The sequence below is a fragment of the Mucilaginibacter panaciglaebae genome (assembly GCF_039539265.1).
Taxonomy (GTDB): Bacteria; Bacteroidota; Bacteroidia; order Sphingobacteriales; family Sphingobacteriaceae; genus Mucilaginibacter; species Mucilaginibacter panaciglaebae.
Window position 1 is genome coordinate 268,880 of record NZ_BAABCV010000003.1, and the last position, 20,777, is coordinate 289,656.

16 protein-coding genes are annotated in these 20,777 nt (G+C 37.0%); 8 read left to right on the forward strand and 8 right to left on the reverse strand.

Annotated elements, in window-relative coordinates; all coding sequences use genetic code 11:
• Window positions 1-49: 49 nt before the first annotated feature.
• Together ABD772_RS05395 and ABD772_RS05400 are read left to right on the forward strand one after the other, a co-directional pair.
• Window positions 50-283 (forward strand): hypothetical protein, encoded by a 234-nt coding sequence (locus ABD772_RS05395; RefSeq protein ID WP_345101518.1) that lies wholly within the window; start codon window positions 50-52, stop codon window positions 281-283.
• A gap of 4 nt (window positions 284-287) precedes the next feature.
• A complete protein-coding gene (locus tag ABD772_RS05400) occupies window positions 288-1,109 on the forward strand; it encodes an SOS response-associated peptidase (RefSeq protein ID WP_345101520.1) in 822 nt (273 codons plus the stop codon).
• A gap of 15 nt (window positions 1,110-1,124) precedes the next feature.
• On the opposite strand, the gene ABD772_RS05405 is transcribed toward ABD772_RS05400, so the two are convergent.
• On the reverse strand, window positions 1,125-1,361 hold the full coding sequence (locus ABD772_RS05405) for a hypothetical protein (RefSeq protein ID WP_345101522.1): 237 nt from the start codon (window positions 1,359-1,361) through the stop codon (window positions 1,125-1,127).
• 120 nt (window positions 1,362-1,481) lie between these two features.
• Between ABD772_RS05405 and dinB the strand changes: the two genes are divergently transcribed.
• From dinB to ABD772_RS05425, 4 genes are all read left to right on the forward strand, one after another.
• On the forward strand, window positions 1,482-2,639 hold the full coding sequence (gene dinB / locus ABD772_RS05410) for a DNA polymerase IV (protein ID WP_345101524.1): 1,158 nt from the start codon (window positions 1,482-1,484) through the stop codon (window positions 2,637-2,639).
• 4 nt (window positions 2,640-2,643) lie between these two features.
• Window positions 2,644-5,586 carry a DNA polymerase III subunit alpha gene (locus tag ABD772_RS05415; protein ID WP_345101526.1) on the forward strand — a complete coding sequence of 981 codons (2,943 nt, stop codon included), beginning with the start codon at window positions 2,644-2,646 and terminating at the stop codon, window positions 5,584-5,586.
• Between the two features lie 273 nt (window positions 5,587-5,859).
• Complete coding sequence (locus ABD772_RS05420; protein ID WP_345101528.1) at window positions 5,860-6,369, forward strand: MauE/DoxX family redox-associated membrane protein; 510 nt, start codon at window positions 5,860-5,862, stop codon at window positions 6,367-6,369.
• 62 nt (window positions 6,370-6,431) lie between these two features.
• Complete coding sequence (locus ABD772_RS05425; protein WP_345101530.1) at window positions 6,432-6,719, forward strand: hypothetical protein; 288 nt, start codon at window positions 6,432-6,434, stop codon at window positions 6,717-6,719.
• Window positions 6,720-6,782: 63 nt separating this feature from the next.
• Here ABD772_RS05425 and ABD772_RS05430 read toward each other — a convergent pair whose 3' ends face one another.
• From ABD772_RS05430 to ABD772_RS05450, 5 genes are all read right to left on the reverse strand, one after another.
• A complete protein-coding gene (locus tag ABD772_RS05430) occupies window positions 6,783-8,147 on the reverse strand; it encodes a TlpA family protein disulfide reductase (protein WP_345101532.1) in 1,365 nt (454 codons plus the stop codon).
• A gap of 16 nt (window positions 8,148-8,163) precedes the next feature.
• Window positions 8,164-9,513, reverse strand: a complete 1,350-nt coding sequence (locus ABD772_RS05435) for a RagB/SusD family nutrient uptake outer membrane protein (RefSeq protein WP_345101534.1) — start codon at window positions 9,511-9,513, stop codon at window positions 8,164-8,166.
• 10 nt (window positions 9,514-9,523) lie between these two features.
• Window positions 9,524-12,820, reverse strand: coding sequence for a TonB-dependent receptor (locus ABD772_RS05440; RefSeq protein WP_345101536.1), 3,297 nt, complete (start codon window positions 12,818-12,820; stop codon window positions 9,524-9,526).
• 180 nt (window positions 12,821-13,000) lie between these two features.
• Complete coding sequence (locus tag ABD772_RS05445) at window positions 13,001-14,047, reverse strand: FecR family protein (protein ID WP_345101538.1); 1,047 nt, start codon at window positions 14,045-14,047, stop codon at window positions 13,001-13,003.
• A gap of 88 nt (window positions 14,048-14,135) precedes the next feature.
• On the reverse strand, window positions 14,136-14,735 hold the full coding sequence (locus ABD772_RS05450; RefSeq protein WP_345101540.1) for an RNA polymerase sigma factor: 600 nt from the start codon (window positions 14,733-14,735) through the stop codon (window positions 14,136-14,138).
• 472 nt (window positions 14,736-15,207) lie between these two features.
• Between ABD772_RS05450 and ABD772_RS05455 the strand changes: the two genes are divergently transcribed.
• Together ABD772_RS05455 and ABD772_RS05460 are read left to right on the forward strand one after the other, a co-directional pair.
• The gene (locus ABD772_RS05455; protein WP_345101542.1) at window positions 15,208-15,522 is read left to right on the forward strand and encodes a helix-turn-helix transcriptional regulator; all 315 of its coding nucleotides are present in this window, start codon (window positions 15,208-15,210) and stop codon (window positions 15,520-15,522) included.
• Between the two features lie 425 nt (window positions 15,523-15,947).
• Complete coding sequence (locus ABD772_RS05460) at window positions 15,948-19,001, forward strand: lantibiotic dehydratase (protein WP_345101544.1); 3,054 nt, start codon at window positions 15,948-15,950, stop codon at window positions 18,999-19,001.
• Here the strand turns inward: ABD772_RS05460 and ABD772_RS05465 are convergent.
• Entirely contained in the window at window positions 18,998-19,729 is a 732-nt protein-coding gene (locus ABD772_RS05465; RefSeq protein WP_345101546.1) for a LytR/AlgR family response regulator transcription factor, read from the reverse strand. The genes ABD772_RS05460 and ABD772_RS05465 overlap by 4 nt on opposite strands.
• A complete protein-coding gene (locus tag ABD772_RS05470; RefSeq protein ID WP_345101548.1) occupies window positions 19,726-20,388 on the reverse strand; it encodes a sensor histidine kinase in 663 nt (220 codons plus the stop codon). Before ABD772_RS05470 ends, ABD772_RS05465 begins: the two co-directional genes overlap by 4 nt.
• Window positions 20,389-20,777 lie beyond the last annotated feature (389 nt).

Genomic DNA, 20,777 nt, shown 5'->3' on the forward strand with positions numbered 1-20,777 from the left:
AAGACTTCACAATTCGTCATTGAGATAATTTTTATAATTTTATATTTCAATGCAAACAGACGAAGAATTTGAAATTGACATTCAGGGGCTTGTCCTAACAGTCACCAGCCATATCATTAACGGTGATGAAATCTTCAGGATCGCTTTTTCTGATAACAGACCTCCTTTGATCATCACTGAAGCGATTACAGGGTCACGGTCATTTTGGACATCCGTCCCGCAAGGCCGTCAAAAAGAAGCCGAATTTTTTGGAGCGCGAATTGCTGAACATTTTAAAAAATAGTGTTATGTGTTACTATAACGGGCAAAAGGTATCGAGAGCAGAATTTATCAAATTGCTGCAGTTGGAAAAAGCGGTAAAGAATTATGATTTTTTAAACCGAGCCGTACATAATGGCTTTGCTTACAGCCCGATTGCTGTACTTAAACGAAATGCCGCCGAAACCAATTTCGATATTGTCCAAATGGAGTGGGGATTTTTACCGACCTATTTGAAAAACCGGGAAAAGGTAGCTCAATTCAGGAATGGCTATAAAGATGAGAGCGGCAAGTGGCATATCGGTTACACGACACTCAACGCAAAGGCCGAAAATCTTTTCCTGAATGAAAAAGGAAATGCTTCTATATATGCCGATGCTGCGAGAAAACGCAGGTGCCTGGTACTTTCTACAGGCTTTTATGAATGGCGGCACGTATTTCCTCTCAATAAGAAAACTGGTCAGCCGCTAAAAACAGCAATCAAATATCCTTACTATATCTCCCTAAAGGAAGAGGAATATTTTTACATGGCTGGGATCTGGCAGGAATGGACTGATAAGGATACGGGTGAAACAGTCGAAACCGTGGCCGTTACAACTGCGGATGCCAATTCACTAATGCAGCAAGTACATAATTCCAAAAAACGAATGCCTACTATTTTAAGCGATGACCTGGCTTACGAATGGATGTTCGGCGATTTAAGTGATGATAGAATTACTGAAATTGCCCTTACCCAATACCCCGCTAAAAAGATGGACGCCTGTACGATTGCCAAAGAGTTCCTGGCAACTTTGGAGCCTTCAACTCCATTTAGCTACGAAGATCTGCCTGCTTTGGAATACGCAATTTAAGCATTGGGCAATATGTTATAAATGGTATGACTCAATTTGATCGATAATTTGGTTGATCATTTCTTCTTTCACTTCACCTGGATTTTGACAAATGTGAAAAGTATCGCCGTCAGGTTCCAGGCTTAGGATCAATTCACCAAGCCGGTACACTTCAAACTTACATTTACTGTCTTCTTGCTGGACGAAATCTTTTACAATAAAGGTTTGCAAGTCCTCGCCATGCCCCAGGCTTATTTCAAAAAAGTCTTCCATTGCTGTATCTAATTTACTGATAAACAAGCAAACAAAACAATTGTGAAAATTATTTTGTATTCATTTGGTAATTGCTAATATTTTTAGCATAATTTTATAGCCCACAAATTAACGCAGCGAATGGAAACGAACCGACACATCATCCACATGGATCAGGATGCCTTTTTTGTATCGGTAGAGGTACGAAAAGACCCGAGATTAATAGGGAAGCCTGTCATTATTGGAAGCCCCTCTGACCGGGGTGTAGTCGCGTCATGCAGCTATGAAGCCAGGAAATTTGGGGTTCACTCCGCCATGTCCTCGCGGATGGCCCGGATGCTTTGCCCTCATGCGGTATGGATACGTGGTAGCATGGATGAATATTCAAAAGCTTCTCATGAGATTACAGCGATTTTAAAGGAGCGGGTACCGCTTATTGAAAAGGCAAGTATAGACGAACACTATATTGATATGACGGGTATGGATCGCTTTCACGGCACTTTAAAGTATGCCCATGAACTGCGGCAAAAGGTAATTACTGAAACCGGCCTACCTATCTCGTTTGGATTATCTGTAAATAAAACGGTTTCCAAAATGGCCACTAATGAATGCAAGCCAAACGGCGAACTGAATATCGAGCAACCCGGAGTGCAGCCTTTTTTAAACCCATTGTCTATCCGCAAAATACCTGGCCTTGGCGAAAAGACCTTTATCAAGCTGAGCGATATGGGGATCAAGCGCATCCATGCCCTGACATTGGTTCACCCGGATTACATGAAAAGCATATTGGGTAAAAACGGGTTATGGCTGCTTCAGAAAGCAAAGGGCATTGATAACTCGCCGGTCATTCCCTACCAGGAACAAAAAAGTATTGGCACTCAATGTACTTTTAAAGCGGATAGCATCGACATTGAAACCATTAATCACCTGCTGACCTCGATGGTGATGGACCTGGCCTTTGAACTCCGGCAAAAACAAAAGCTATGTGCCTGTATAACCGTGACTATCCGGTATTCCACATTTGAAGACGTGACCAAACAGGCTACTATCCCCTATACTTCGCTGGACAGTGTGCTGATCAAAAAAACAAAAGAACTATTCCGGGAGGTTTATCAAAAAAGGATTTTATTGCGTTTGGTAGGTGTCCGGTTATCCAACCTGGTTAATGGCTTTGAGCAGATCGACCTTTATACTGAATCAGAAGAACAATACAGCTTATGCCAGGCGCTGGATAAAATCCGCAGGCGTTTTGGCCCGCAATCTATCAAGTTGGCATCAAGTATTGACCTAAATCTCTAAGATCATGTACCTGAATGTCCACTCCCAATATAGCCTCCGTTATGGCACCATGTCGATACCAAAACTGGTAGAAGAAGCCCGTTCCAGGGGTATCACCCAAATGGTACTGACAGATATTAATAACTCTACAGGCATTATGGAGTTCATGCGGGAATGTGACGATAAAGACATTAAACCAATTGCCGGGCTTGAATTTCGTAAGGATAAAAAATTGCTTTTTATCGGTATTGCTCAAAACAAGGAGGGTATGCGCGAACTGAATGAATTTCTGTCGGAGCATAACCTGGAACAAAAGCCATTACCAGAAACGGCCCCTGCATTCAGACATGCGTTTACCGTATATCCGCATAGCTATGCCGGTGAGTTAAAAGAAAATGAATTCCTGGGCATGCGCTTTGATGAACTGCACTTGCTTTATAAAAAAGACCTATCGGGCATTAAGGAAAAGTTGGTGGCTCTGCAGCCGGTCTTTGTCGCGGATAAACTGGAGTACCGTTTGCATGAATATTTGAGAGGTATCGATCTCAATGCATTGCTAACGATGGTGAGCCCGGATGATAAGTGCAAACCAACTGATATGTTCTTTGCACCCGGCAAACTCGAAGCCAGTTACGCCAAATATGCTTTTGTCCTTGATAACACCCGCAACCTGATGAACCGCTGTATTATGGATTATCCGAAGGGTCGGGTTAACTTGAACCGCAAGACCTTTTCGGGCAATAAAAAAAATGACAGGGAACTGCTGGAAAAACTTGCACTTAGCGGCATGGAATACCGGTATGGAAAAAATAATAAAGAGGCACTAAAGAAAGTTAAGCACGAACTGAAAGTCATTTATGAACTGGATTTTTGCGCCTATTTCCTGATAACCTGGGATATTATCCGCTATTCTACTTTGCAGGGTTATTACCATGTAGGCCGTGGTTCTGGCGCTAACAGTATTGTTGCCTATTGCCTGCGGATCACTGACGTTGATCCGATAGAGTTGAACTTGTATTTTGAGCGATTCCTGAATGCCCAAAGAACATCCCCTCCCGATTTTGACATCGACTATTCCTGGGACGAGCGTGAAGATGTACAGGATTATATTTTCAAGCGTTATGGCAGCAAGCATGTGGCGCTGTTAGGCACCATGTCAACATTTAAAGACCGCAGTATCATCCGGGAAATAGGCAAAGTTATGGGCCTGCCCAAATCTGAAATTGATGGCTTTACCGATCAGCGACGGGCTGCTTTCAACAGGGACAATGCCGTTTTTAAAAAGATTACGGCTATTCACCAAATGATGGCGAATATGCCCAACCAGCGCTCCATCCACGCGGGTGGCGTACTCATTTCTGAAGAACCCATTACTTACTATACTGCGCTGGATTTGCCGCCAAAAGGTATGGCAACCGTGCAATGGGATATGTATGAAGCGGAAAAGATCGGTTATGATAAATATGACATATTGAGCCAGCGGGGAATAGGCCATATTAAACAGGCCGTTAAGCTGATCGAAGAAAACCAGCAACGGAAGATCGATATTCACCAGGTCAAAGCTTTCATGAAAGACCCGGTTGTAAACGCGCAACTCAAGTCCGGAAATACCATTGGCTGTTTTTATATCGAATCCCCTGCCATGCGGCAACTCATACGGAAGCTGGATTGCGATAATTACCTGATCTTAGTTGCCGCAAGTTCTATCATCCGTCCCGGTGTCGCCAGTTCAGGTATGATGGGAACCTATATCAAGTATCACCATGCGCCTGAACAGGTAAAATATTTGCACCCCGTAATGGAAGAACAATTAAAGGAAACTTATGGGGTAATGGTCTACCAGGAAGATGTAATCAAAGTTTGTATTCATTTTGCCGGGATGGATGGCACGGATGCCGATATTTTACGACGGGGAATGAGCGGTAAATACCGCTCAAAAATAGAATTTGACCGGCTGGTGGAGAGGTTTCATGTAGAAGCTGTAAAGCTGGGGCGGCCTGAAGAAATTGTAAAAGAAGTATGGCGGCAGGTGTCATCTTTTGCAGGCTACAGTTTTTCCAAAGCGCACTCTGCCAGTTTTGCTGTTGAAAGCTACCAAAGCCTGTTTTTAAAAACTTATTACCCGAGGGAATTCATGGTGGCGGTACTGAATAATTACGGTGGATTCTACAGCAGGTTCTTGTATGTCCTGGAACTGCGAAAATCGGGCGCGGTGGTTCATCTGCCTTGTGTAAATCATAGTGACAATACGGTAAACATTACCGGCGTTGATGCTTACCTGGGCTTTGTTGGTGTGCATGGATTGGAGTCTGCTTTTATTGAACGTATCCCCGACGAGCGGAGGCAAAACGGACCCTATCAAAACATGGAGAATTTGATCAAACGTACAGGACTTGGATTGGAACAAACGATCATCCTGATCCGTGTCGGTGCTTTACGGTTTACCGGGCAAAGCAAAAAGGAGTTGCTTTGGAAAGTGCACCGGCTGTTTGATACCGATGCTAAGCCGACGAATGAGTTGGTGCTTTTTAATGTGGAAGCCAAAAACTATCAGTTGCCTGAACTGGTGAATACCCAATTGGAAAATGCCTATCATGAGTTGGAGATCCTGGGATTTCCTGTGAGCATGTCGCTGTTTGACCTGCTGGAAACGGAATACCGGGGTGAAATAAATGCCGGTGATTTAGTTAACCACATTGGGCAAACTGTCCGGATGGTAGGCCTATTTGTTTGTGAAAAGACTGTGCCGACCAAAAACAATAAAATCATGTGGTTCGGCACTTTCCTGGATGCGGATGGGAAGTTCTTTGATACCACCCATTTCCCTAATCCAACAACCGGATATCCTTTCAGGGGAGCAGGTTGTTACCTGATCCAAGGGAAAGTTGTCGAAGACTTTGGCTTTCCAAGTATCGAGGTATTGAAAATTGCGAAATTGCCAATCGTAGGTAATCCTGTTATGCAATAAAAGTCAAACTATTTCAGGTTCCTTTTTATAATACATAACGAGGCAATAGCCCATAACCGGCATTTTAAAAAAGTTGTAAGGTATTAGGGTAGTAAAATTTTGAAGGTTTTCTCTTCACCAAAACGACTAAATCCTTTATTTTTCTCATAGTTCTGCGATAAATTGGGTTTAATTATTAATTAATTGGGAAAGATTGACTTAAATCTTTACTACCCATTTACTACTGTTTTAGAGGCCTAAGTTGTATTTACTTTGTTTTACTAAAACAAACCTATGAATGCAGAAAACAATTTACCGGAAACTAAAAAGACCAGTTATACCGATATAGTCGTTGCGTTGATTACAGCAATATTTGTTCTTTTATTTTCTTATACATCCATCAGTAAATTTTTGGATTATAACAGATTTGTATTCCAAATGCGGCAGGCACCCATACCAATAGTCAAAAGTATTGCTCCATTTTTGGGTTGGCTTATACCAATCGTAGAAAGCACCTTAGTAATTGGGTTATTAATAAAAAAAACAAGAGCTATCTCACTGTTCGCTTCAGTTTTATTATTGGTGGCTTTTGAATTTTATATTGGAGGTATGCTTTTATCAGGACTTGACTTACCCTGTACATGTGGAGGTATTATTTCTACAATGAGTTGGAACCAGCACCTATTGTTTAATGGAATAGTCATCTTAATAGGCACAATTGCTATCATTAAATTTCAAAATCTAAACTTTCTGAGGCCATTTGTTATTGGTCGAAAAAGGAATAAAGAACTTTCTCGCGCGTAAGCAGGTGGTGCCGTTGCCTGAAATTAACGGCGTAGTTTTATTAACAATAATTTAAAAATACCATGAAAAAAATCCAAACAGCCATTTTGGCTATTGCACTTGTTGGAGGCGTTTCAAGTGCATTCATCCCAAAAATTCAGGCTTCTCCTAAAAGAGCGGCAGCAACCTATCAATGGTTAAAATTTAACCATGACGGCACACGTGACCCTTCAATGGATGAAGATGCAACAATCGCCCAGGCAGAATCTGATTATGGATGTCCCGGCACTGTAACAGTATGTGCTACCGGAACAAAAGATCCAGGTTCTGGTACCGGTCCAAACACTGCAACATTACGTTTTACTAATTAATTTTCATTTTTAGTGATGCTGCAACTGACCATACAGCATCACTATTTTTTGAACCAAAACCTCTTAAAGGTTATTGTCTTTCAAAACCATAATTGGGTATGAACGGATTTTCTGGTCCACTACCAGCCCATACTCCTTTAATTTTGATTTTAATGTTTCCATTGTTATAGGTTTGTCCTTATCAAAATCTATAACCAAATCTATTGGAAATAATATTCCAGACTCATCAATCCACAAATCATCCCCATCTTTCCAGGTACTAAGTACTTTTGCAACCAGGTCTTTTATGGTAGCATCTTTTAGTATTAATTGATTTTTAAAAAACACAGCTTTAGTTATAGTAGGATGTTCTGAATGGAAATTTGTCAGGCTATATTTTGACCCAGGAATACAACTCACCACATTACAAAGCATTTTGCGATTTTCTATTGTGTAGGTAACGTTAAATATCCGTTGAAAATCGTCAGCCATGTATTTATAAAAAATAGTATCAGGTACTTTTTGTGGAAGCGTCAAATCATAACAATATAAATTGTCCTTTTCCCAATCGATGTTCCTTTTATATTTTGAACGATCAGCTAAAAAATTTATTTGTTTGGGTCTAAAATATTTAATACTGTCTTTTGTTTGAATTACAATACGCTTATAATCAATATTATAATATGCCGTATTTTGGGTATAAACAATCCAAAATAAGTCAATTATTCCCCTGTTGTATCCAAAATATCTATTCATACCCTCTTCATGGGTACCCCAGGAAATATCGCCTCCGCCAATACCATTAATGTTAGGTGTAAAAATTGATCTATACCGATATATTGAATCACCTAAATGAAAAGGGTCACTATATTTAAATGAAGTTATATCCTTCTTAACATTCATTTCCACATTCTTATTGTTTAAAAAAGCCGTAACATTTTCTTCGTTAATTTCTTCACTATTTGTTATCGCTTTAATGACACCTTTTTTATCAATCCAAACATTGTGAGGTATGTATATGTGCTTAAAATATTTAACAAGGGTCACATCATTAGTTGCAATTTTTATATTAGAAATATTTATATCGGTATTTCTTTTTAAGAACTTTTTAATAATAATTGAATCTTCATAGGCTACTGATAAAACACTCAAAGACCTTGGAAATTTTGCCCTCAATGTGTCTAATTTGGGAAGTTCTTGAATACAGGGAATACACCATGTAGCCCAAAAGTCAATAATTAATAACCCGTGTTTATATAAATCAGAAATTTGTACTGTATTGCTTGAAGAATTTATTAGTCCTTTAACCACTATATCAGGAATTGTGTCTCCGATTTTCAGCTCCCGGACGGTATAATCCTTTTGTTGACTAAATGACTGCAAAGTAAAAAGCATTAGAAGTAGTATGAACAATGATTTTATTGATAATAAATATGTTTGATTTTTCATTTTTTAGTTAATTAATTTAATACCCTAAATTCTGTTTTAGGTTAGGATCATGGATTATATCATTTTGTGGAATAGGAAATAAAAGGGACCTATTTGGTTTCCATGTTGATTTATATGCACCTAAAACGACATTTGCTTGCCCTGTCCTTTTTAAATCAAAAAAACGATGACCCCACTCTGTAAATAATTCTACCTGCCTTTCATGTAAAATGGAGTTTTCAATAGTGCTTTGTGTGTTTGAAGTTGTATTAGGTAACCCAGCACGATTACGTATCGTATTTAAGTCAGCCTGGGCACCAGATAGGTTATTTTGCATAACCCTTGCCTCGGCCCGGATAAGAAATTGTTCTCCAAGCCGCAATGCCATCAGGCATTCTGGGGCTGTTGGATTAGCTGTCCGGTTTTTATATTTATAAGGATAATAATAAGTTATATTGCTTACTAAATTTGATTTTGTCCAATTAATCAATCGTAAATCGCCTGGCTCAAATGCTGCCAGCAAATTATTGGTTAATGGATACTGCGGTTTACCTGAAATTGGAATAAATGTGGGTGAAGTAGCAACAAAACCACTTTGAGTCTGAAATTGTAGGATACTTTCATTACTGTTCGCTAAAAAAACATTTTCAGGAGTATCCAAAGAATATAAGCCAGAATTAATAACATTACTGGCGGCCGTTTCTGCATTTGCCCAATTTCGTTGAAATAAATATATCCGGGCTAACAATGCTGTTGCTGCTAACTGATTTGCTCTAACTTTTCCATCACCTGTATAATTTACAGAAAGGCCACTTTGGGCATCTAATAAATCCTTGATTATTTGGTTATATACGATTAAAGTGTCAGACCGGGGAGCAACTGCTGAAACATTAATATCAGTGACCAAAATAAGTGGAGTGGCTCCATAAAGGTTTGTTAAATAAAAATAGGCATAGGCTCTTAAAAATTTAGCTTCACTTGAAAGCTGTTTGACCATTGAAGGGGAAATTTGACTATTGGTGCTTAATTGATTAATCAAATCATTACAGGAATAAATTACAAAATAATAGTTCTTCCAAATGTTTAAATCTGTACTATTTGTGGTTGAAATGGTACTATGCAAAAATTCCAATGATTGGACAGTACTATTGGAAAAATTCAATTCATCAGAATAAAGAGCAATATTGGGGTTATAAGTACCGTCAATTGTATTTGAGAACAGGGCATATATATTTACCAAAGCTGATACTGCAGAGGTACTATCAGAAAACACAACTTTTGTTGTCAATTGATTTTGAGGCGTATTTACTTCGATTAGTTTTTTACAACCACTTAAATAAATAAGTAGCAGGAATGGTATAATGCTTATTTTAATTATCTTTTTCATTTTCGTTGCTTTAAAGGGTTATTTGGATACCTGCAATAAGAGTTTTCATTGGTGGAATATTTGTTCCTGCTCCAGCTTCAGGATCGTAAATCGGAATTTTTTTATTCCAAAAAGTGAATAGGTTTTGTCCTTGCAGGTAAATTTTCAATTGTTGAATTTTATTTTTTTTCAGCCACTCTGATGGTAAAGAATAGGATAGCGATATATTCTTTATCCGGAAATAAGAAGTATTGAAAAAATTTGCGGACGATAAACTATAGGCAGAATAGTAATCATAAGAATTGGATGATTTCGGGATATTAGTTTGGTCACCGGGATTTTGCCAGCGATTATTGATAATGGCAAAATTATTAGTTAAGATCCCAGGTGTATAAGTGAGCCCACCCATCCCAAATTGCCGAACAAACTGGCCAAAAATGTTTAATGTCCATTTATTATAAGTGAAGGTATTTCCAATACCGCCATAAAAATTAGGATAACCTTTACCTAATGTAAAAAATTGGTCGGTGGCTGAGGAAGGATTGGAACTAACTCCATTTGATTGCGTTTGAAATAAAGGAATCCCGGTTTGGTCGAGACCAGTGAATTTGTATCCGTAAATCCGGGTGATTGGTTCACCAATCACCAAAGTATTTGCATAGCTTGATGTGGCGAGGTTTTGAAAACTTAATAATTCATTTTTAGGGATAGTAAGGTTAAATGTTGTTGTCCAGCTAAAAGCGTTATTATTGAAGTTTTTTGTATTGACCTCAAATTCCCACCCGGAATTTTCAACTACTGCGGGTAAATTCGCCTGATAGGTGTTAAATCCGGTTAAATATGGAATTGAATAAGAGACCAATTGGTCATTGGTTCGATTTTGATACCTGTTGACATTTAATAAAATTCTATCCTTTAAAAACCCTAATTCGACAGCAAATTCAAGTTTTTTTGTAGTTTCCCAATGGAAATTTGCGTTAGCGATCCTTGATGGTTGAATACCGGCTACGCCCTGATAACTAAATCCTGAAGACCCATATGTTGATAGGTATTGATAATCCGTTATTTGATCATTACCTGTTATACCATAACTTCCTCGTAACTTCCCATAACTAATAAAAGGCAGTGTGTTTTTAAACCAATCCTCACTGCTAAATATCCATGCAGCGCCTATCGCCCCAAAGTTGCCGAATTCATTTCCGGGTCCAAATCTTGACGAACCATCCCTCCTTATACTTAAATTAATGATGTATTTTTCATCAAGATTATAATTTGCTCTCGCAAAAATGGAAACGTATTTATAGTCAATGTTATAATTCGAAATAGCAAATGTTGTTGCAGAACTAATGTTATCCAATAATAAATCACTGCTAAAATTACTTGCTTGTGTAAATTCACTTTCTTTGACAGAGCTTTGATAAGTTCCGCCCACTAACAGGTCAAGTAGTGATTTTCCAAATCGTTTATTATATTCAATTTGGGGTTCTATAATTATATTTTCATTACTGTTATTTCCGAAATTGGTAAAATTTGTACTGCCCTGATATTGTGAATTCGTTGGGTAAGTCATTACTTGGTTAATACCAATTTTATTATAACCTACACTTGCTTTGAGGTCTAACCCTGGTGCTAAAGTGTATTTAGCTAAAGAATTTATAATTAAATTATCCGTGTTTGTTTTTGATATTGCACTTAAATCAGCTAACGGGTTCCAGCCCAAATAATAGTTATAGTTCCCAGTTGCATCATATAATGGAAAGTCAGGTGGTAACAATAGATCACCAGTAAAATTGGTTGTGATATTACTTAACTGATTTTTATCTGAATTATAACTTGTCGAAAACTGGATGTAAAATTTATGATTTTCAGAGGTATGTTGTAAACCCATGTGTATTCCCCCTCTTTCATAAAGATTATCTCCGGGTAAGACTGAAGTTTCCGAATGGAAATTACCTCCTACCACAAAATTTGTATTTAAATTACCGCCAGAAATTGTTCCCTGGGCATCAGTAACGTGTCCGGTTCTCCCCAGTAAATATTTTCTCCAGTCTGTTGATTTTGTTGTATCCCATACTTTTAAATCGGGGGCATAGTTGGGGTCGTTGGGGTCTGACGAAGGTGTTATCCCGTCATTTTTGTAAGCTTCTTGCCGAATTTGAAGATATTGGTTAGAATTAAGTAAAACTGGTAGATTGGCAATTTGACTTATACCATTGGTGATATTAAAGTTAACAGTTGTTTTACCAGGCTTTCCCTTTTTTGTAGTAATTAAAACAACTCCATTAGAACCCCTTGACCCGTATATGGCGGTCGCATCCGCATCTTTTAGAATACTTATGCTTTCAATGTCATCAGGGTTTAGGCTATTTAAAGGACTTACCGCACCGTTTATCCCACTGGCAAGAATATTATTTGAAGCAATTATTGAAGAAGAAAAAGGAACACCATCAATTATGTATAGGGGATCAGTTCCCGCCGCAATTGACCCTTTGCCCCTTATAAGAATACTTATCCCTCCACCGGGTAATCCATTTGTTTGCTGAACAAAAACCCCCGCCATTCTACCCGATAATGCTGAAAGTACGTTAGTTACAGGTTGTTCATCTATCTCTTTTGCAGTAATAGTAGAAACACTACCAGTATTTAATCTTTTTGTTGTAGTGCCATAGCCAATAACCTGTACTTCATTCAAAGAATTAGCATTTGCTTTTAGTTGAATGGTTAAAGGTCCATTTTGATCATAAACGTAGTTGACTTCGGAAGTTAGATAACCAACAAAACTAATAATCAGTGTTCCACTTTCCGGAACGTTTGAAATTGTAAAATTCCCTTCCTTATCAGTTACGACCCCGTTGTTACTTTGTTTAATTTTTACAGAGGCACCAGGTAATGGCTTGCCTTGTTCATCGACAACTTTCCCTTTTACTGGTATCTCTAAGTTGTATTTAATATCAGAAGGCGGAGATTTGAATTTTGAACTATCATGACTAATAACAAACTTATCATCAATCACTTTGTAAGATAAAGGAAATGGGGCCAGAAGCTCATTCAAAACATCCCCTATCGGTTTATTTTTTACGCTGATACTAACTACAGCATTGGTAATTTCTTTTGAGTTACTATAAATAATAATTACTGATGCCTTCTTTGCAATTTCGTCAAAAGCGTTCTTTAGACTAATTTTATTAAAGCTTACAGTAATTCTTTTTTCCGGGTCTTGATTGTAATTTTTGTTTTCTGCTTTTAATGAAAAACTTAAAAGGCCATTGCCAATTATTATCAATATAAGCAATCTGATAATTTGTAAAATCGGTAAATTTTTAACCATTGTTGGATAGTTTAAAGTATATTAAAAGGTTATAAAAAGGCATTTTCCGGCAACAGCAAACCCATATGCAATTTTTTCAAATTCATTGCAGGCAATTATATTTGGTAAGCGAATGACTAAATGCTCGTCTTTGAGCAGGTATTAATGCAATCTATGGGTGTCGCAAATTGCTGATGTATTTCATTCCTCACATCCTCCTTTCAATATGTATTTATCTTTTTGAATGATAATCTTTGCATTAATTGCTGCGGCCAATTGTTCCAATACAATATTTATTGGTCTATTGGTGTCAAATTCACCGTAGCATAAGCAGTTCTTTGATTTACTTTCGATTACAATCGGTAGCTTGTAATACCTTGAAAAGTCGGCAACCACATCCTGAACCGGGGTTCCGTCATAATTTAAAATACCATCTTTTCGCTTCAGCATTTGTTTGGCATTGGGATAATCCATACTGGTTAAACTGCCATTTTTATTGTCAAACTGACTTCTTTGATTGGGTGTAACAGTAACTTCCTTTTGTTTAACATGGGCGGCATCAAATGCTGAAACTTTTACTGTGCCCGTTACTACTGTAACAGTAGAATTTTTTTGCGCTTTAAAAGATTGAATATTAAAAGAAGTGCCAACGACCCTTGTATCCATCCGGCGGCTATGAATGATAAATGGGTGTTCTTTATCTTTGGCAACTTCAAAAAAAGCTTCGCCTTCCAGTTTGACCTCTCGTAAATTACCTGTTAACTGATCTGGATATACGAGAGAACTGGAAGGGCTTAGCCATATTTTTGTTCCGTCTGATAAGGTCAACAATTTGCGTTCTCCAGCCCTGGTAACAGTTGTGTATAATTTTTCCGAATGAAAATAGCCTTTAATGTCCGTGTAGAAATGATTTACCAGGAATGCGGATGAACCGGCTACTACTAACCATACAGCACATATTCTTAACCATCTGTGAATGGAAATTGACCTTTTAAGCTGATCCTGTTCATGATTTTGCTTTATTTCACTGATCAGTACAGACTTTATTTTTAGTAAAACTTCATCTTCTTTTGAATTAGTAATGTCACCCTGATGTGCAAAATCCAATTCCGCACGGATAAGGCTTCTCAGTATTTCCTCATTTTCTTCAACTTCAAAATACTTTAATAACTCTTTGACCTCATCGGCTGTGCACCTGTCCTGAAGATATTTTACAAAAAGTTCGACTATGGGAGACGGAATATTCAATTTGTTCTTTTTCCGTATTATGTAGTAAAATGAGATTACCTCTGCTCTGAGTTAATTTATTTTTAAATTAATGTTATTGACAGGGTATTTATAGATGTTTCAAAAACTGTGAGGCTATGAGAATGATAGCTACATTCTGATTAGAATAGAAGTGTTTTTTGACCGCTTTATTTGCTTTTACAATATGATCGCTGATTGTAGAAACAGAAATCCCCAACTCACTACTCACTTCTTCATAACTTTTGCCTTCTAATTTGCAAAGGGTATAAATGTGCTTCCTTTGTGGGGAGAGGTGCTCTATCGCTTTTTTTAGCAGTTCGTGATTTTCTTTAGTGATGATAGCGTCTTCTACATTCGTATCAAACTCAACGGAGGAGATAACTAAACTTGCAATAATGCGGTTATCCTTAGCAATTTTACGAAAATGGCCATAAACTAAATTTTCGGCAACTTTGTATAAAAAGGATATAAATGATTTTTCATGGTCAATGTTTTCCCTGCTTTCCCAAATCTTTAAAAAAAGATCCTGAAGTAATTCTTCGGCGATATCTTCTTCTTTAACTAAACGAAGTATGTTCCTGTAGAGTTGTTTACTGTATTTATCATACAAATGAGTAAACGCTTGCTCACTTCCTTGTTGCAGTTGTTTAATTAAAAGTTTTAAATTTTCATTATCTAAATCCATCATTAGCTCTATTTATTGAAAAATCAATAACGAGCTTTTTAAAACCTAAGATAGCTATATTGCATAATGCAATAGGGCCGGTAGCTTACAGATTCTAATGCCGAAAGGCTCTGGTAAAGCCCATCCACCCTAAATTAACAGGATGGATTCCCACAAAAGAATAAGCAAGCGCCGACCCTATCACAATATACAGGGCACTGGCGCTTTACTTACGCTCGCTGGGAAAATTTACCAGATTTATCGGGCGAGGCTCGTAAACGATGAATAATTATTTAGACATCGCAAAATTAATCTTATATTATACAATTACTATCTATAAATAGATAATAATTGCCTTTAACAAATTTACTTAAAAAGTAGCCAACAAAACAATATTAATATACAAATAAAATCTATTAATAGACATTAAATGCATATAATATACTGATTTTCAATTATTTCCATCTTTATATATTTGTTTAAGGAATTATAAAGAATGGCAGAACCAAGATTAAATAGATTAAGTATTGTACTTGATGAACTCAAATTAGATCAGCTTGATTTAGCGGCAATATTGAAGGTTTCAAAAGACACAGTTTCGAGGTGGTGTCGTAATGTAAATCAACCTAAACTTTCCGATATTTATAATATTTCAAAAATCTTTAGAATAGATATATATAGGTTAATTGAGCCAACCGATTGGAAAGATGAAAAAGGAACCTCTGTATTAGAGGACTATTTGGAAAAGAAAAAGACAGAGAAAATTGCTGCAGAGAAAATCGCTCAAAAATCGCGTAGGAACAAAAAATAAGATCGTTTTAGAAAAAGTAATTGTTGGATTTAACCAAACTTCCAGGTCAAGGACTTTAAAGTTATCATGGTGTTTGAGGTAATATTTATACTAATCATTATTTTATTTGCTGGTTACAGGCAATATCAAACACAAGAATATTGGCTTGACAGACAAGTAGCTAAATTTATAACAAAAATTAAAAACTGGCTTACAAGATAAATCACAATTTATTTATACTTTAGTCTTATCTATAAAATGGTTAGACTCTCTAACCATATTGTGATAAGGTTTAGGTTAAAGCCCTTAACAGCGAGTGTTGAGGGCTTTATTTTTTTAGCAAATTTTAATTCTTAATATGTCTTTTTTCGCTAAAAACAAGATTGCGAAAAGATAGTACAACGTATAAAGGAATACATAATACTGCCTTTACGTTAGTACTGCCCATGAAGAATTATAAATTTTTAAATGATTTACTGCTCAGAAGCCCATTTTACAGTTATAACCAATATGCCGATAAGAAAACTGAAGAAATCATAAACGATGATTACTTTCGGACTGCCTTGTACCTGGCGAGTCCTCAACTATACAATCTGTTAGCTGCTAAACATTTTGACTATAAATCTCTAACTTCTAAAGAACGCTTAAGCATCAATAGGTATTATAACCGGATGTGTTTTCGACCAACACCCTTCGGTAGCTTTTCTTCTTTTACGCTGGCATCATGGGGCCTGGATGAACTTATCAGGCTTGATGAGCAGAATGCGAAATTGCACTTGAATATTGATCAGGAGATTGTCTTGGATTTAGCGGCAAGACTGATTGGAAATGACCCCGAAAACTACACCTATATATGCAATCCAACGCTTTACAAATTAGGAAGGGAGTTTCGTTTTGTCAAAACCAATTATTCAGAAGATAGAAAGAAAATTTTGTTTGACCTCGAATCTTATGAGTACAACACTTTAACTTCTGCATTAATCAATTTTTGTTCTGGCAGCTTCAAGCCGGGATTAGAAATAATGACCTTTATGATTGAAATATCCGACTGTGACCGGGAGACTGCTAAGGATTATTTAAAGTTCCTTGTTGATGCGCAGCTAATCATATCCCAAACAGGGACCAACATCATTGGGGAAGATTATTTATATAGACTATTGAATCATACGGAAATAGTGGCCTCTCCTTTCACCTCAATATTGGATAATATCCACCAGCAATTGCTAACTGTTCCGTTTCCAGCTGTAGATCATTTAATTAACTTAAGCGGACAGCTTAAGGGTTGGTTTTCAGATTTGCTGGAAGGAAAAACTCGTCAATATTTTTATGCTGGACTGGAAAGAAAAGTAGCTGATGGAAGCCTTTCAATTAAATACCAGCAACATATAACAGAGGGATTAAAAGCATTAAGCGCCCTCGCTCAACCTGCACAATCTCCAATGCTTCGACAATTTATTCAGGATTTCAAAAATAGGTTTGACAGGCAAAAAATCCCATTACTCCAGGCTATTGACCCCGAAACAGGTGTTGGATATGGCCCGGATATAACCCCGCTATCAGAAACTGAATTACTGCGCCAGGTAAATTTTAAAGAACCTCAAAAAAACAACATGGCTTTGGAATGGTCACCGGTTCACCGGCTGTTGTTTCAGAAATGGAAAAATAATCAGCATAATACTGACCCCATTCAGTTAGATGAGGCTGACCTACCGATTATTCAAGCCAACCAAACGCTTTCTTCGCCTCCAACATTGTCTGTAATGTTTAGGGCTCTTGATAATGCTGTTTACTTAGAAACGGCAGGCGGCGTTTCAGCGACGGCATTGATTGGAAGATTTACGATCTGGAACAAAGATATCTATAGCCTAAGCCAGCAATTGGCTTCATTGGAGCAATCGGCTAATCCTGACGTAATTTTCGCAGATATAGGTCAGCTATCTGACACTCATGCAGATAACATTAATCGTAGAAAACACAGCTACGAATATGAAATTACTATTAATTCAGTTTCTACCTTGCCTTTTGACCATCAAATCGCACCTTCAGATTTATGGATATCAGTAATTGGAGATGAGCTGATCCTTGAATCAAAATCACTTCAAAAAATTATCATTCCCCGGTTGAGTTCCGCTTATAATCACACCCTTAACCACCTGGCTTTATACAGAATTCTTTGTGATTTACAATACCAGGGGTTGCAGGGCAATTACTCGTTTGAAGTGGAACAATTTTTTCCCGGTATGGCATATTACCCCAGGGTCGTATTTAAACAAACTATTCTCTGCCCTGCTATTTGGCACTTATCTGATCAGGACTTAAACGAGTTAAAATCGGCACCCATAGATGAGTCTTTTAATAAGTTTGAGCTGTTAAAGAAAAAATTGAAATTACCATCTGTCATTGCACTTAGCAAGTTCGATCAGCAACTTGTTTTTAATACTGACCGTGAAGAAGACATTATCTTTTTAATTGATTGCCTTAAAAGCATGGACAATGCAGTGCTACAGGAGTATTTTTTACCGGAACAACCTATAATTGCTACATACAGTGGCAAGCCATTGGTTAACCAGTTTATAGCTTTTCTACATAAAGATGAAACTACATATCAGGGAAACCGAACAGCAGATATAATTACAAAAACGAAAGTTAAAGAAGAATATATTTTAGGTAGTAAATGGCTCTATTTAAAACTGTATTGTAATCCGTCTATTGCCAATGACCTGTTGGTTAAAAAACTCTTTCCTTTACTTCAAAAGTTTGATAACGGAGAATTGCTGTGCTGGTTTTTTATCCGTTATCGGGATTCCGGTTATCATATACGCTTACGTCTTAAAGTAAAGGAGGAGTTTATAGGAACGGTGTTAATCCTGCTAAAAAAACGATTGGAAGGTTCAGTACATTATCATTTGATTAGAGAATACCAGGCTGATACCTATCGTAGGGAAATGGAAAGGTATGGACCAGATATAATCAATTTGGTGGAGCACTTTTTTTATGGAAGTAGTGAATTGATCATAAGGTATGTTAAAATTACCAGGCTGAAATCATTCAGTAATACTTATCATAGCCTGGCATTTGTTTCAGTAGTCCATTTACTGAATAGTTTTTTGCCGGATTTAAACATTCAAATTAACTTTCTGGAACAGATGGTTCAAACTTTTTATTCGGAATTTTCGAGTGAAAAAACATTAAAAATAGAGCTTGATCAAAAATACAGAGAAATTAAAAAGGAAATAGCCGAGCTGCTCAGCAATAAAGTATATTATGAAAAATTAAAATTGGGAAAATGGTCGGATATGTTTGCATTAAAGGTGCAAGAAGTTTTAAAAGCTGCTGTAAGCTTTACCCCCAAGCGCAAAAATCAATTACTGGCAGATCTGATTCACATGCACCTGAACCGCTTATTTGTCGATAGGCAACGGAACCAGGAATTGATCATATATTATTGTATATATAAATATCAAGTATCAAGGAAGGCTATGTCCCAAAAAAGTGACTAAAATTTCCTTCTTGACTTTAAAAGCAATTCGTTCATTTTTTCCAGGAAGGGTTCTTTATAAAACCGACCCAAGTTTAAAATGATATCTTTTTCAAGGATAACTCGGGCTTGTTCGACTGCTTTTATCCGGTAGGTGTTGATGATAAATGATTGATGTATCCTCGAAAATTGATCCATCGGTAAATACTGTTCAATTTCATTAATGGTGAGGTAGGGCATTATGTCACCTGAACTTAAATGGATTTTTATATAATTCTGTGCGCCCTCTACGTATATTATATCGCTTATGACAACCCTTACCATTTTTCCTTTAGTTTCGGATTTTACAAAAAAGAAATCCCGTTTTTCCTTTTTATGTTGTATTTTCTGAATAGCATTTCTTTGTATCCGTTGAATACAGCTACGAAATCGCGCATAACTAATTGGTTTTAACAGAAAATCAAAAGCTTCCTTTTCAAATGCTTCTACTGCAAATTCACGAAAAGAAGTAGTGAAAACAATTGTTGTATGCAAATTTACCAATCCGGCAAACTCCATTCCCGAAAGTTCTGGCATTTCCACGTCCAAAAATGTAATATCGGGTGGATTAGGTCCAGTCACTTCATTTAGAGCAGTTAGCGGATTGGTCGAAAATCCCTGCAACTCAAGGCCATCCGTTTTTTCAATATATTCCCTCAGCATTTCCACTGAATGATATTCGTCATCGACAACATAACACGTTAAATTCATAATTGCATCCTCAATTCTAATCCGTAACTTTCATCGTCTTCCTTTATATTCAATGAATATTGTTGCTGATAACTATATTCCAATCGCTTTATTACATTTTTAATACCAATAGACCGAAGCCGTTTGGTTTCACTTTGATGTTTTTTTAGGTTCCAGCTTACAAAAATCAATTCGTGCTGGTCACTTACAGATATATGTAATTTGGCTTTTTTTTGTTCCCTTTTAAGATTCCCGTGTTTAAAAATATTCTCAGTGAGTGTCAATAGGATAAGCGGAATAATTTGATGCGCCTCAAAATCACCTTCAACCTCGTAATCTATATACAACGCATAATCAAACCTAAGCTGGTTAAGCTCGATGAAATTCTGAATTTGTTCAATTTCTTTGGAAAGTGGTGTTTTCCCATCTGTATCAACTTCATGAAGAGAAAAGCGCATAATCTCAACAAGCAAAAGCACACATTGCGAGGCTTCACGGGAAAATTTATAATAGGTATTATGAATAAAAGTTAATGTATTAAATAGTAAATGGGGATTAATCTGATGCTGCAAATATGCGTTCCTGGCCTCTGCCAAATTTCTTTCTAATTCAGCTTTTTCTTTTAGTGTGGTAAGTCGCATGGTTTCCGTCTCATGCGCCTGATTCCTGTAGGCAATCATTCGGATTACCGACCAGTATAAAAAACTGAATCCTAAAAAGTAAATCCCTCGAAAAATATTCAATAACACGAATTTCCTTACATAAATTAGTTGCCTGAAGAATGTAAAATGATGAGCTGCAAGGAAATAATCGAGGATGTATTTTATGAGTAGATAAATTGTCAATTCCAGCAGCATAAGTATTGGGATTAACAAATAGGATCTGGAAGATTTTATAGAATAAGCAAGGAGCACATATGCGTTGATGTAAAACAAGCTTATGTTTAAACTATAATAACAAATATAATCCCGCAAAGGATAAGTGGTTCCTACGTTAAAATGAACGAAGCTAATTTCATAGGCAATAAACAGACACCATCCCAAAATATGTTTTAGGATCACACTAACAT

Bases quoted from the DNA above. Each gene is read 5' to 3' on its own strand.
- ABD772_RS05395 (WP_345101518.1), top strand. From the start codon at position 50: ATGCAAACAGACGAAGAATTTGAAATTGACATTCAGGGGCTTGTCCTA.
- ABD772_RS05400 (WP_345101520.1), top strand. From the start codon at position 288: ATGTGTTACTATAACGGGCAAAAGGTATCGAGAGCAGAATTTATCAAA.
- ABD772_RS05405 (WP_345101522.1), bottom strand. From the start codon at position 1,361: ATGGAAGACTTTTTTGAAATAAGCCTGGGGCATGGCGAGGACTTGCAA.
- dinB (WP_345101524.1), top strand. From the start codon at position 1,482: ATGGAAACGAACCGACACATCATCCACATGGATCAGGATGCCTTTTTT.
- ABD772_RS05415 (WP_345101526.1), top strand. From the start codon at position 2,644: ATGTACCTGAATGTCCACTCCCAATATAGCCTCCGTTATGGCACCATG.
- ABD772_RS05420 (WP_345101528.1), top strand. From the start codon at position 5,860: ATGAATGCAGAAAACAATTTACCGGAAACTAAAAAGACCAGTTATACC.
- ABD772_RS05425 (WP_345101530.1), top strand. From the start codon at position 6,432: ATGAAAAAAATCCAAACAGCCATTTTGGCTATTGCACTTGTTGGAGGC.
- ABD772_RS05430 (WP_345101532.1), bottom strand. From the start codon at position 8,147: ATGAAAAATCAAACATATTTATTATCAATAAAATCATTGTTCATACTA.
- ABD772_RS05435 (WP_345101534.1), bottom strand. From the start codon at position 9,513: ATGAAAAAGATAATTAAAATAAGCATTATACCATTCCTGCTACTTATT.
- ABD772_RS05440 (WP_345101536.1), bottom strand. From the start codon at position 12,820: ATGGTTAAAAATTTACCGATTTTACAAATTATCAGATTGCTTATATTG.
- ABD772_RS05450 (WP_345101540.1), bottom strand. From the start codon at position 14,735: ATGATGGATTTAGATAATGAAAATTTAAAACTTTTAATTAAACAACTG.
- ABD772_RS05455 (WP_345101542.1), top strand. From the start codon at position 15,208: ATGGCAGAACCAAGATTAAATAGATTAAGTATTGTACTTGATGAACTC.
- ABD772_RS05460 (WP_345101544.1), top strand. From the start codon at position 15,948: ATGAAGAATTATAAATTTTTAAATGATTTACTGCTCAGAAGCCCATTT.
- ABD772_RS05465 (WP_345101546.1), bottom strand. From the start codon at position 19,729: ATGAATTTAACGTGTTATGTTGTCGATGACGAATATCATTCAGTGGAA.
- ABD772_RS05470 (WP_345101548.1), bottom strand. From the start codon at position 20,388: ATGATTGCCTACAGGAATCAGGCGCATGAGACGGAAACCATGCGACTT.